This is a genomic window from Hymenobacter jeollabukensis (assembly GCF_005771675.1).
Taxonomy (GTDB): domain Bacteria; phylum Bacteroidota; class Bacteroidia; order Cytophagales; family Hymenobacteraceae; genus Solirubrum; species Solirubrum jeollabukense.
Window position 1 is genome coordinate 642,620 of the sequence record NZ_VAJM01000001.1, and the last position, 12,547, is coordinate 655,166.

A 12,547-nucleotide genomic window follows, 5' to 3' on the forward strand; every position below is an offset into this window, starting at 1 on the left:
TGCCCGCGGCCGGTTGTTTTGGCGGGCAGGCCGTATAGGCGGTACCCTCGCTCTGCGCCCATGCCTCATCCGTCCCCTGCCGCCGACTCTGAACCTTCGCTTCAGGCGGAAAACGACGCCCTGCGCGTGGAAATTGGCCAGCTGCGCGCCCAGCTCGCCGCGGCTGCGGAGCCCCTGGCGCCGCTCGACCGGTACGCCCAAAGCCAGGCCCGTTTTCGGACCGTGTTCGAAAATGCCCCGCTCGGCCAAAAAATCATCACCCCGGACCTGACCATTCGCCAGGTCAACCAAGCCGTGGTGAACATGCTCGGCTACGAGCAGCCCGAGGAGCTGATCGGCCGCCGGATTCTCGAATTCGCGCACCCCGGCCACCGCGCCGACTGGCAGGAGCTGCAAACCCGGCTGTGGCAGCACAAGCTGCCCGCGTTTTCGCTCGAAACCTGCCTGGTGCGCGCCGACGGCTCCTCCTTCTGGTGCCAGGTGCATTCCGTGCTCTTCCCCGACGACGGGGCCGAGCTGGGCTACACCATCCTGGAAGACATTTCCGAGCGCAAACGGCTGGAAGCCTCGCTCAAGCGGGTGTATGACGCGCAGGAAACCATCCTGCAGCTGGCCACCCACGACCTGAAGGGCCCCGTCGCCCAGATCGAGCTGCTCGCCGACCTGCTGCAGCGCGAAGTCAACAGCCGCAGCGGGCAGGGGCCGCCCCCGCCCGAGATGATGCACTACCTCGACCTCATCCAGGCGGCCTGCTTCCGCGCCCGCAGCCTGCTCGACGACGTGCTCTACGTGGGCGACCTGGACCAGAACGGCCTGGAAAAACGCGCCACCGACCTGTCCTCGTACCTGGCGGCCCAAGCCGAGCTGCACCAACTGGAGGCGCGCACCAAAGGAATAACCCTGGTGCTGGATCTGCCCACGGATCCGGTGCAGATCCGCCTGCACCCCGACAAGTTCGGCCGGGTGATAGGCAATCTGCTCGCCAACGCCCTGAAGTTTACCCCGGCCGGGGGCACCGTGACCCTGGGCCTGCGCCTGGAGAAGGGCAAACCCCGTTTCATGGTCCGGGATACCGGCATTGGCATTCCCGGCAAGCTGCACGCGCAGCTGTTCGAGAAGTTTAACCCCACCCGCCGCGCCGGCCTGCACGGCGAAACGACCACCGGCCTGGGACTGTTTATTGCCCGCCAGATCGTGGAGCTGCACGGCGGAGCTATCTGGTTGGAAAGCCAGGAGCAAAAGGGCAGCACCTTCTTCATCGAGTTGGCGTAGCGTCCGGCGCTGGCGCGGCTTTCTGAAGCATTTGAATCGGCACTGCCCGCGGGCAGTGCCAGCCGGTGTGCCGCACTGTAGCCGCTATCCAAACGGGTCATCGGGCAGGTAGAGCAGCGAATTGGCTATGCCCGCCTACGATTCGCGCCATGATGCCCGAGCCGCTCAACCCAGCCTCAATGGGCCCGCATGAGCGGACCATGGTGCGTTTGCCAACACCTGATCAACATAGGGTTATACCTCGGGTGCTTCGCCCAGCAGCTGCTGGTACTGCTCGGGCGTGTCCACGTCGAGGGCGGCGGCGGGAAAGGGCACCACGGCCAGCTCGTCGCCGAGGCGCTGCAGCAGCAGCTTGGCGCCGGCGGCGGCGGGCAGGGCCAGCAGCTGCGGCCACACCAGCCGGCCGAACACGGCGGGCACGCCCACGCTGCTGGCGTAGCCGGTGGCCACGGGCAGCCCGCTTTGCTGCCACTCTTTTAGCAGCTCGCGCAGCAGCTCAGGCGTGACGAGGGGCTGATCGGTGAGCATAATGAGCACGGCCGCCGCCTCGGGGGCGGCCTCTTCCACGGCCTGCACGCCCACCCCGATGGAAGTACCCAGCCCGGCCTCCCACACGGCGTTGTGCACCAGCTGCACCGGCAGGTCGGCCACCTCGGCCACCAGCTCCTGGTGCAGCGCCCCGGTGACGATGATAACGGGCGCGCAGCCGGCGGCCAGGGCGGTTTCGGCGGCGCGACGCAGCAGGGTGCGGCCCTGGTAGGGCAGGAGCTGCTTGGGCTGGCCCATGCGGGTGGAGGCACCGGCGGCAAGGAGCACGGCGGGAATGGGCGGGGTGGTCATGCGAGGAGGACGCTGTAAAGTGGGCTGAATCAACCGGCGGTTGGCGGCGGTCGGGGTGCTTCGGCCCGGCAATAATAGTGGACTACATACGCAGTCGGCAGCGAAAGGCCGCCTGAGGCTGGCCCGACTCCCCTACTTTTACGCCCACCGCCCTTGTCTCGCCGCTTGACCGCTCCCTCCCCTCCTGCTCCGAACCCGCGCCGCCGCCCCTGGCCCGAGCCGCTGCCCCAGCTGCAGTTCGTGCTGCGCTGGCTGCTGCTCGGCGGCGTGGTCAGCGCGCTGGCGGGCACGGCCTCGGCGGGCTTCCTGGTGGCGCTGGACTGGACGACCCGCACCCGCGAGGCCCAGCCCTGGCTGCTCGGGCTGCTCCCGGTGGGCGGACTGCTGGTGGGGCTGCTCTACCATTATTTCGGCCAATCGGTGGCGCGGGGCAACAACCAGCTCATCGAGGAAATCCACCAGCCCCGCGACGTGGTGCCGCTGCGCATGGCGCCGCTGGTGCTGCTGGGCACCCTACTCACCCACCTGGTGGGCGGCTCGGCGGGCCGCGAGGGCACGGCCGTGCAGATGGGCGGCGCCCTGGCCGACCAGCTGAGCCGCTGGCTGCCGCGCGGCCTGCGCCTGCACCGCCCGCGTGAGCGGCGCCTGTTGCTCATTGCGGGCATCAGCGCGGGCTTCGCCTCGGTGTTCGGCACGCCGCTGGCCGGGGCCGTGTTCGGGCTGGAGGTATTTCGCGTCGGCCGGCTGCGCTACGAGGCGCTGCTGCCCAGCCTGCTGGCCGCTTTCGGTGCCGACTGGGTGACGCGGGCCTGGGGCGTGGGCCACACGCATTACCTGGTGCTCGAAGTGCCGGCGCTGTCGGCCGCGGGTGTGGCGGCCACGCTGCTGCTGGGGCTGCTCAGCGGCCTCACGGCCCGGGGCTTCGTGGCGGCGGTGCACGCCTGGCAGAGCTGGTTTGGCCGATTGATAGCCTGGCCGCCGCTGCGGCCGGTGGCGGGCGGGGCCGGGTTGCTGGCGTTGGTGGGGCTGCTCTACCTCGTCATCGGCCCCGAGGTGACGCGCTACCTGGGCCTGGGTGTGCCCACCATCGTGGCGGCCTTCGAGGCGCCGCTGCCTTGGTACAGCTTCGGGCTGAAGCTGCTGCTGACCTCGCTCACCCTGGGCGCGGGCTTCAAGGGCGGCGAGGTGACACCGCTGTTTTTTGTGGGCGCGGCGCTGGGGTCGGCCCTGGCCCTGGTGCTACCGCTGCCGGTGGCCCTGCTGGCGGGCGTGGGCTTCGTGGCCGTGTTCAGCGGCGCGGCCAACACCCCGCTGGCCTGCACCCTGATGGGCCTGGAGCTGTTTGGCCTGCCCGCCGCGCCCTACCTGGCCCTGGGCTGCGTGGTGGCCTACCTCACCTCGGGCCACGGCGGCATCTACGGGGCGCAGGTGGTGGGCACGGCCAAGCACCCGCGCCTCGGCCGCGACGCCGGGCGCCGCCTAAGCCAGCTGCGCGGCCGGCGGTAGCGCGGGCCGCGCCGCAGCGCGAACCGCCGACCGGCGCTACTTTCGCTCCATGACCAACCTCGACTGGCTCGGCATTGCCCAGCAGCTGCAAGCCATTGCCCAAACCGGCCTGACCTACAGCCAAAACGTGTACGACACGGAGCGCTACGAGCAGCTGCGCGCCCTGAGCGTGGACATTTTGCACCGCCTGACCGACGAGCCGGTTGACAAGCTCACTCGGCTCTTCGCCACCGAAACCGGCTACCAGACGCCCAAAGTTGACGTGCGGGCCGTCGTGTTCCGGGGCTCCGATGAAGTGCTGATGGTACAGGAAAAGGTGGACGACAACCGCTGGACCCTGCCCGGCGGCTGGGCCGACATCGGCCACACGCCCAAGGAAGTGGCCGTGAAAGAGGCCCGCGAGGAAACCGGGCTGGACGTGGAAGCCGTGCGCCTGCTGGCCCTCTTCGACAAAAAACTGCACGCCCACCCCGTCGAGCCGTGGTACGTGTACAAGTGCTTTATCCTGTGCCGGGTGGTAGGCGGTGCCATTCAGAGCCACACCATGGAGACGGGCGAGGTGCGCTGGGTGCGCGAAAGCGAAATTGCGACGCTGCCGCTGTCGGAAGCGCGGGCCACGGCGGCGCAGCTGGCGGCCATGTTCCGCTTTGCCCGACAGCCCGAGCTGCCCACGCTCTGCGACTGAGTCGGCGCCTCGCAGTGCCCGGGGCTGACGGGTGGAGGCCCTGGTGCATCACATGATTATGTGAGGCGCATATGCTTTTAAAACTCAATCATGCCATTGATTAGTGCAACGCAGAAGCATTCCTTTGCGCAGGCTTCGTCGGGTCCGCTTGGGGGCGGCCGGCGGGCGGCCATCGTGAACTTCTAACCGCACGCTTTGCATGAACCGAATCTTACCCCTGCTTGGGTTACTGAGCACCTGGGGGGCCCAGGCCGCCCTGGCGCAATGCCCCGCGCCCACCGTCACCTCCAACGGCGCTGCCTCCGTCTGCAACGGGCAGGTCAGCCTCATCACCACGCTCGGCGCCAACCCAGTGCGCTACGCCGCCTCGGTGCTGCGCTTCAGCACCGAGTACAGCAGCAGCTGGGCGGCCAGCATGGCCACCGGCACGCCCAACGTGTACCCGCAGCACGGTGACATCAGCGGCACCTGGGCCAGCAGCGCGGCCGACGGCACCCGCGAGTACCTGGTGCTGCGCTTCGACAACCCGGCCCCGGCCAAGCGCATCCTGATCTGGGAAACCTACAACCCCGGCGCCATCGACACGGTGTTTGTGCGCAACCCCTCGACCAACGCCTGGGTGCCGGTGTACACGGCCACGGCCGCCGCGGCCGGCTCCAACTCGCGCATTCTGAATATCAACTTCCCGCTGACCACCTTCGCCGTGCGCGACGTGCGCCTGGCCATCAATTCGGCGGCCGTGCCAGGCTGGAACGAAATCGACGCCGTGGCCCTCTCGGACGAGGCGGCGACGTATCAGTGGCAGCTCAACGGCGTGGACCTGGCCGCCAGCGTCACCGGCGCCAACGGGCCGGGCCTTTCGAACATCAGCACCACCGGCGCTTACTCGGTACGCGTAACCAATGATGCCAGCTGCACGGCCACCTCGGCGCCCTTCAACATCATGGCCGACACGGCCCCGTCGGTGACGATTTCGCCCGCGGGCAGCACCACCATCTGCTCGGGCGGCTCCACCACGCTCACCGCCACCGGCACTAACAACACCGCCTCGGTGGCCGGCCGCGGCCTGCGCTTCGACGGCACCGACGACGTGGCCAGCGTGCCGGCCAGCAACTCGCTGAACCTGACCTCGGCCCTGACGATGGAGGCCTGGATCAACCCGGTGGGCACGGGGGCCGCCACGCAGGACGTGGTGTGCAAATCGAGCCAGAGCGCCAACACCGGCTACATCTTCCCCCGCACCGATACGCGCTGGGACGACCTGGCCATCTGGCTGCACATCAATGGCAGCTGGCGGGTGTTTTCGACGCCCTACACCGCCTACAAGGGCAGCTGGCACCACGTGGCGGCCAGCTACGACGGCAGCCGGGTGAAGATTTTCATCGACGGGGCCAAGGTGCTGGACCAGGCCCTGACCGGCACCGTGGCCACCAACGGCAACGCCCTGGCCCTGGGCAATCAGCCCGGCTACGCGGAATACTACAACGGCCAGCTGGATGAAGTACGCCTCTGGAACGTGGCCCGCTCGGAAGCCCAGGTGCAGGCCGATTACAACAAAACCGTGCTCGGCACCCAGCCCGGCCTGGTGGCCTACTACCGCCTGGATGAGGGCAACGGCACCGCCTTCGTCGACCAGACCGCCAACGCCAACAACGGCACCCTGGGCAGCGGCAGCACCACGCCCACCTGGATCAACAACACGGCCACCATCCGCCAGGGCCTGGCCTACACCTGGACGCCGGCCACGGGCCTGAGCGGTACCACCACGGCCGCCGTGCTGGCCAATCCCACCGCCACGACCACCTACCGCGTGCGGGCCACCAACGTGAACAGCGGCTGCTTTGCCGAAGCCTCCGTGGTGGTGAACGTGGGCGGGCAGTTCAGCTGGAGCGGCGCGGTGAGCACCGACTGGAACAACGCGGCCAACTGGGCCTGCGGCGTGGTACCCACGGCAGCCGACAACATTACGATTCCGGCCGGTATGCCGCGCTACCCCATCATCAGCGCCAATGCCTCGGTGGGCAGCATCACCATCCTGAGCGGCGGCACCGTCTCGCTCACGGGCGGCAACTTCTCGGTGATGGGCCAGTTTACCAACAGCGGCTTTTTCAACCAGACCGGCGGCACCGTGAGCCTGCTGGGCGCCACGCCCAACGACCTCGGCGGCCTCGGCACCGACTTCGGCAACCTGAGCGTGGGCTCGGCCGGCGCCCGCATGACGGCCGCGCTGCGGGTGCAGGGCCTGCTGACGCTCAACGGCAACCTGAACGTGAACGGGCAGGCGCTAACCCTGCTCTCGAACGGCTCCGGCACGGCCTCCGTCTACAACAACGGCGGCGTGGTGCAGGGTACGGCCACGGTGCAACGCTGGATCAGCCCCGCCATCAATGCCGGCCCCGGCTACCGCCACCTGGCCGCACCCGTCAGCGGCTCGACGGTGGCCGACCTGGGCACCGGCTTGTTTACCCCGGTGGTGAACCCGGCCTACAACGCGGCCGCCAACCCCGGCACGGTGACGCCCTTCCCCACCGTGTTCGGCTACAACGAGCAGCGCCTGACGGCCACCGCCAACACCTTCGACACCGGCTGGGAGTCGCCGGCCAGCACGGCTGATGCGCTGACGCCCGGCCGCGGCTACACCGTGCAGCTCACCCAGCAGACGGTAGACTTCGTGGGCACGCTGGGCAACGGCGCGGTGAACATCCCGCTGACCCGCGGCACGGCGGCCCCGGGCTGGAACCTGGTGGGCAACCCCTACCCCTCGCCCCTCGACTGGGCGCTGGTGACCATTCCGACCGGCATGAACGCGGCGGCCTACGTGTACCGCAGTACCGGCCCCTACGCCGGCGGCTACATCAGCTACGTCAACGGCGTGGGTGCCCCCGGCGCCCAGCTGATTCCGCTGGGCCAGGCCTTCTTTGTGCGGGCCGCTACCGGCACGCCCACCCTGGCGCTGAATAACACCGCGCGCGTCACCACGCTGGAAAACCCGGCCCTGAACCGCACCCAGGAAATCCGCCCGCTGCTGGAGCTGGCACTGACGGCCCCGAACGCCGCCGGCGCGGCCGCCCGTGAAGACGTGCTCTTCGTGTACCAGCAGGCCGGCGCCACGCTGAACTTCGACGGCCGCTACGACGCGCTCAAGGTGCAGCTCAACGGCGGCCAGCAGCCCACGCTCTACCAGCAGGCCGGCGCCGATGCGCTGAGCATCCAGGGCCTGCCCGACGGCAATCAGCCCGTCGATCTGCCGCTGGGCCTCTACGCCCCCGCCGCCGGCACCTACACCTTCGCGGCCCGGCAGCTGGTGAACTTCCCGACCACGGCCGCTATCTACCTGGAGGACCGCCTCAGCGGCACCTGGCACGACCTGCGCCAGGGCGACTACGCCGCCCAGCTCGCCGCCGGAGCCAGCACCACGCGCTTCGTGCTGCACCTGAACGCCCAGCGCGTGACCTCGACGCAGAATGCCCACCTCGCCGGCACCGAGCTGCACGTATTTCCCAACCCCGCCCAGGGCCGCACGGTCACGGTGTCGGCCGTGGGGCTGACGGGCGGCCAGGCCGAGCTGCGCCTGCTGAATAGCCTGGGCCAGCTGGTGCGCCGCGAAACGGCCCCGCTCAGCGGCCGCCTGCTGGAGCACCAGCTGTCGGTTGAGCAGCTGCCCGCGGGCGTGTACACCGTGCAGGTGCGCACGGCTGCCGGCTCGCTTACCCACAAACTCGTTCTGAACTAACGCCTCCTCCACCAATGAAACGCTCTCTGCTGCTTCTGCTGCCGCTGCTGTTCTGCGCCGCAGCGTCTTTTGCCCAGGACCCGGGCTCGGGTGGCCCCACGCCCGGCGCCCCCGAACCCACGGCCGTACCTATCGACGGCGGCGCCTCGCTGCTGCTGGCCGGTGGCGCGGCCTACGCCCTGCGCCGCCTGCGCAAGCGCTGATTCGTCACCATCCGCGCCACGAAGAAACGGCCGCCCGGGTTCGGGCGGCCGTTTCTGGTTTTTACCAAGCAGGCTTCAGAACAGTGCGAAAATACAGCCGCAGCGCGGCGTCATATTGGTAGGATACGTGCCCAAAACGAACGTTAGAGCTGCAACGCAGCGGCATGACAAAGGTGCCCGCTTGACCAATACGCCCCAGGTAACGTCAGCAGTACTATGCCGCTGCGCTGCAGCTCATGTCCGTTCTTGTTTCGCCAAATGCTACCAAGATGGCGCCGCTACGCGGCTGTAGACGACGCCTAACGATGGCCGCTCCGGCACCGTTACCCAGCTGGCGCGTCAGCAAACAAGCTACTTCCACCGGCTCAGGTACTTATCAAACGCCTCGCGGTAACTGTCGCTGACGGGGATGGTTTCGCCGCCGATCTGCACGGTGCCCCGGGTGACGGACGTGATGTGGTCCAGCGCCACGATGTAGGAGCGGTGAATGCGCATGAAGCGGCGCGCGGGCAGCTTGTCTTCCACCCCCTTGAGGCTGGAAAGCGAGAGAAGCGGCCGGGCTTCGCTGCGGCGGTACACTTTGATGTAGTCCTTCAGGCCTTCGATGTAGAGGATGTCGCTGAGCGGCACGCGCACCAGCTGGTACTCCACTTTCAGGTAGAGGTACTCGTCTTCGGGGGCGGGCGGCGCGGGGGCGGGGGCGGGCTCGGCTGCCGGGGCCGGGGCAGCCACGGCGGCGGGGCGCCGAATCAGCTCGAAGTAATTCTTGGCCTTGAGGGCGGCGCGCAGAAACTCGTCGTAGTTGAAGGGCTTCACCAAGTAGTCCAGCGCGTCGACTTTGTAGCCTTCGAGGGCGTACTGATTGAAAGCCGTGGTGAAGATGATGCGGGCCTTGTCCTCGCCCCGGCCGAGCACGCGGGCCAGCTCCAGGCCGTTGAGGTCAGGCATCTGGATGTCGAGGAAGATCAGGTCGACCGGCTCCCCCGCCGTTTGGTGCAGGCCGCGCAGGGCTTCCACGGCGCTGCCGTAGCGGCCCGCCAGCTTCAGAAACGGCGTCTGTTCGATAAAGGCGCACACCATGCCCAGGGCCAGGGGCTCGTCGTCGACGGCAATGCAGTTCAGAATCATACGGCTAAGGTTAGGAGCACCTGGTACTCGTGGTGGGCGGTGCGCGGGTTGACGGTGAGGGTGTAGCGGCCGGGGTAGAGCAGCTCCAGGCGGCGGCGGGTGTTGACGAGGCCGATGCCGCCGGGCTCGTCGAGGCTGCCCGCACGCTCGGGGAACAGGGTGTTACGCACTTCCATTTCCACGGTATGCGCATCGGGCTGGCGCACGCCGATGTAGATGCGGCTCGGCTCCACGGCGCTGACGCCGTGCTTGAATGCGTTTTCGACGAAGGGCAGCAGCATCATGGGCGCAATCTGCACTTCCCGCACGTGCTCGGGCGCATCGAAAGTGACCTGCACCTTGTCGGTCAGGCGCAGGTGCATCAGCTCGATGTAGTCCCGGGCAAACGTCAGCTCGTGGCTCAGCAAAGTGGTGCCGGCGGGCGTTTCGTAGAGCACGTAGCGCATCATGCGCGAGAGGCGGTGCAGGGCGGCGCGGGCCTGCTCTCCGTCGATGAGCGTGAGGGCGTAGATGTTGTTGAGCGTGTTGAAGAAGAAGTGCGGGTTGATCTGGGCCTTGAGCAAGCTCAGCTCGGTGGCCAGCTTTTCCTGCTCCAGCTCGCGCCGCACCTGGGCCTCGTGCTGGGCGCGCTGCACCACCGTGGTGCCGGTGCTGATGGCCAGCGTGAGCAGCGTGATGAGCAGGATGCCGGGGTTGAGGATTTCGGGCTCGTCCTGGGGCCCGAGCTGCACATGGGGGCGCGGGCCGCACCAGGCACTCACGTTCAGGGCGTTTTCGCGGGCCTGGGCCAGCAGCTCGGGTACGTTCAGGGCCACTTCCAGGCGCTGGTGCAGCCCGAGCACACCGGCCACGGCCGCCGCCAGCAGCGGCAGATACAGCCACACCCGGCGGCGGTAGAGCAGGCGCGGCACGGCCCAAAGCGCGTTGGCGTAGAACAGCACCATGAGCGCCAGCAGCACCGCGCCCTGCTTCAGCCAGAAGGCCGTGGGCAGCGGGCTGGGCTGCCCCGGCGGCGGCGAGGCCAGCAGCAGCCCGATCAGCCCCCAGATGAGGGCGTGCAGCAGCAAGGTGGAGGCGTAGCGGACGAAGGTGGAATTCAGGGGCATTGGGCGAGTCGGGACGGGTAGCGGCGGCGCTGCGCCCTCAGACGCAGGAGCGGCCGGCGGGGTTGGCCGCGCCAGGAACTGAGGCGCCCGGCCCCGCCAACCTGCGGCAAGCTACGGGTGGAGGCGCATTCGGGCGCCCGCGCTCCACCAGCGGCCGAAGTTTACCGACCGGGGCCGGGTTTTCTTCGGCCGATGCATACCGTTTTAGGGTCGCCGTCGGTCATCCTGAACAGTCCCATTGAGTCGGTTTAGGAAGTCGTCGAAATTAGCCAGGACGTCACGCTTCATCTGGCGTCCGTCTTTCCTATCCGCTTATTACCTGCCACTGGGCAATAAAAAAACCGCTTTGAATCAAAGCGGCCTTTTCCCCAACACAATAAAGTTTTCCTTTAGGAAGCTGCCCGGGGTCCAGCGAAGCTGACCGAACGGTGCCGCAGGTGACGCGGAGCAGAAACCTGCGGTAAAACAACTCAGCCGCCAGCTGCCGCGCCAGCGCATTCGCCCAATCGACCCTAGACCTAGACGAATGGCGGGTTTTTCTAGCTGGCTGAACCCCGGGCCTCTCCGAGCGTCCAAGCCGGTGACGGGCCGCCGCCGCGCCGGATTGGTCGATACAATCGGGCGGCTGGTCCAATCCGTGAGTGTCGACCTGGGCGGTCGGCTATGTTTGAGCCGTTGCTCTTCCATGCCCCGTTTTTCGTCTTATGCCCACGTTTGTTTCTGCGTCCGTCCTTGTGCGGCCCAGCGCGCCGGTCGTGCTGGCCGAGCCGCTGGCCGTACTGAGCCTGGCGCCGGACCTCGGCCCGGCCGAAGAGCAGCTGCTGCGGCTGTGCGCCACCCTGCGCACGGCCACCCAGTCCGTGCAGCTGGTGGTGGCCACCGATTCACCCCTGGCCCCCCACGCCACCGGCCGGCTGCCGGTGCCGCCCTTGTCGGGTCCCCGAAGCCTCGGCCGCGTACCGCGTGCGGCCTGGCTGCTGGCCCGCTGGCTGCGCCGGCAGCGCATCGGCACGCTGCTAGTGGCCCGCGCCCTCGATCTGCCGGTGGCCAGCGCCGCCAAGTGGCTGCTGCGCGGGCGCTTGCGCCTGGTGTTTCACCAGCACGAGCCGCTGGCCGCCGCGGCGCCGGCCGCGTGGTGGGCGCGCCTGAGCCGCCGCCCGCTCGATGCCTGGCTGGCCCCGCTGCCCGGCACGGCCCGCGCCGTGGAAGCCCGCACCGGCCTCGATGCCCGGCAGCTGTGGGTGGTGCCGCCCGGCCTGCCTGCCGCCGCCCGCCGCGTGGCCGCCACCCCGCCCGCCCAGGCCCGCCGCCTGCTCGATCTGCCCACCGCGGCCCCGCTGCTCGGCGTGGCCGACGACGGCCGGAGCGCCGACTTTGCCCTGGAAGTGCTCTACCGCCTGCGCACCGAGCTGCACCTGCCGGCCGAGCTGGTCGTCGTGAGCCACCCGCGCACCGCGCCCGACGCCCGCCGCTGGCAGCAGCTGCGCCAGCACGCCCGGGCGCTGGGCCTCTCGCAGGCGGTGTACCTGCGGCCGTTTCACGCTCCCGAGGCCGGCGGCCTGCTCTTCCCCGCCCTCGACGCGCTGCTCTCCCCCGCCCCCACCGACGACTACGACCCGCTGCTGCTCGCGGCGCTGGCCGCCGCGTGCCCGGTGGTAGCGGCCGAGGGCGCCAGCGCCGCCGATTTTCCGGGGTTGCAGCACCTGTTTCCGGCCCGCGACCTAGCCTTCTGCGCCATGCAGACGCGCGAAGTGCTGCAGGCCGGCCGCCAGGCCCCGGCCGCGGCTCCGCACCCGCAGCTGAGCACGTACTTCTCGGCCGCCCAGCAGGGCCGCCTGCTCACCGACATTCTGCACTACCTCGCCGCCTAACTGCCTGCTATCGACCCCACCGCTACGCTTCCCGATGACCGCCCCGCGCCGGCGTTTGCGCCCCCCGCGCGAGTGGTGGTGAATGAGTGTAACGCTGCTTGGGTTTTGCGGGTAACGACTGACGCAGCGGTCATTGGGGCACTACTATTTCCAACGCGGGCGACGCTCACGCGCTGATTGCGGGCTTCGGCAAGCTCCTTAGC

Annotated in this window: 9 protein-coding genes; 6 read left to right on the forward strand and 3 right to left on the reverse strand. The window is 68.8% G+C overall.

Annotated elements, in window-relative coordinates; genetic code table 11:
• Positions 1 to 60: 60 nt before the first annotated feature.
• The gene (locus FDY95_RS02790; RefSeq protein WP_138075185.1) at positions 61 to 1,272 is read left to right on the forward strand and encodes a PAS domain-containing sensor histidine kinase; all 1,212 of its coding nucleotides are present in this window, start codon (positions 61 to 63) and stop codon (positions 1,270 to 1,272) included.
• 234 nt (positions 1,273 to 1,506) lie between these two features.
• Here the strand turns inward: FDY95_RS02790 and FDY95_RS02795 are convergent, their stop codons facing one another.
• Positions 1,507 to 2,112: a nucleotidyltransferase family protein gene (locus FDY95_RS02795; RefSeq protein ID WP_138075186.1), complete on the reverse strand. Its 606-nt coding sequence runs from the start codon at positions 2,110 to 2,112 to the stop codon at positions 1,507 to 1,509.
• Positions 2,113 to 2,277: 165 nt separating this feature from the next.
• Between FDY95_RS02795 and FDY95_RS02800 the strand changes: the two genes are divergently transcribed.
• The 4 genes from FDY95_RS02800 to FDY95_RS02815 all read left to right on the forward strand — a co-directional run bounded on the left by FDY95_RS02800 (position 2,278) and on the right by FDY95_RS02815 (position 8,239).
• Positions 2,278 to 3,618 carry a chloride channel protein gene (locus FDY95_RS02800; protein WP_212744846.1) on the forward strand — a complete coding sequence of 447 codons (1,341 nt, stop codon included), beginning with the start codon at positions 2,278 to 2,280 and terminating at the stop codon, positions 3,616 to 3,618.
• A 49-nt stretch (positions 3,619 to 3,667) separates the two neighbouring features.
• On the forward strand, positions 3,668 to 4,303 hold the full coding sequence (locus tag FDY95_RS02805; RefSeq protein ID WP_138075187.1) for an NUDIX hydrolase: 636 nt from the start codon (positions 3,668 to 3,670) through the stop codon (positions 4,301 to 4,303).
• Positions 4,304 to 4,502: 199 nt separating this feature from the next.
• The gene (locus FDY95_RS02810; protein ID WP_138075188.1) at positions 4,503 to 8,036 is read left to right on the forward strand and encodes a LamG-like jellyroll fold domain-containing protein; all 3,534 of its coding nucleotides are present in this window, start codon (positions 4,503 to 4,505) and stop codon (positions 8,034 to 8,036) included.
• Between the two features lie 14 nt (positions 8,037 to 8,050).
• Positions 8,051 to 8,239: a PID-CTERM protein-sorting domain-containing protein gene (locus FDY95_RS02815; RefSeq protein WP_138075189.1), complete on the forward strand. Its 189-nt coding sequence runs from the start codon at positions 8,051 to 8,053 to the stop codon at positions 8,237 to 8,239.
• A 351-nt stretch (positions 8,240 to 8,590) separates the two neighbouring features.
• Here the strand turns inward: FDY95_RS02815 and FDY95_RS02820 are convergent, their stop codons facing one another.
• Both FDY95_RS02820 and FDY95_RS02825 read right to left on the reverse strand, forming a co-directional pair.
• A complete protein-coding gene (locus FDY95_RS02820; RefSeq protein ID WP_138075190.1) occupies positions 8,591 to 9,367 on the reverse strand; it encodes a LytR/AlgR family response regulator transcription factor in 777 nt (258 codons plus the stop codon).
• Positions 9,364 to 10,473 carry a sensor histidine kinase gene (locus FDY95_RS02825; RefSeq protein ID WP_138075191.1) on the reverse strand — a complete coding sequence of 370 codons (1,110 nt, stop codon included), beginning with the start codon at positions 10,471 to 10,473 and terminating at the stop codon, positions 9,364 to 9,366. Before FDY95_RS02825 ends, FDY95_RS02820 begins: the two co-directional genes overlap by 4 nt.
• A 704-nt stretch (positions 10,474 to 11,177) precedes the next feature.
• On the opposite strand from FDY95_RS02825, the gene FDY95_RS02830 reads away from it, so the two are divergent.
• Positions 11,178 to 12,344: a glycosyltransferase gene (locus FDY95_RS02830; protein ID WP_138075192.1), complete on the forward strand. Its 1,167-nt coding sequence runs from the start codon at positions 11,178 to 11,180 to the stop codon at positions 12,342 to 12,344.
• Positions 12,345 to 12,547: the final 203 nt, after the last annotated feature.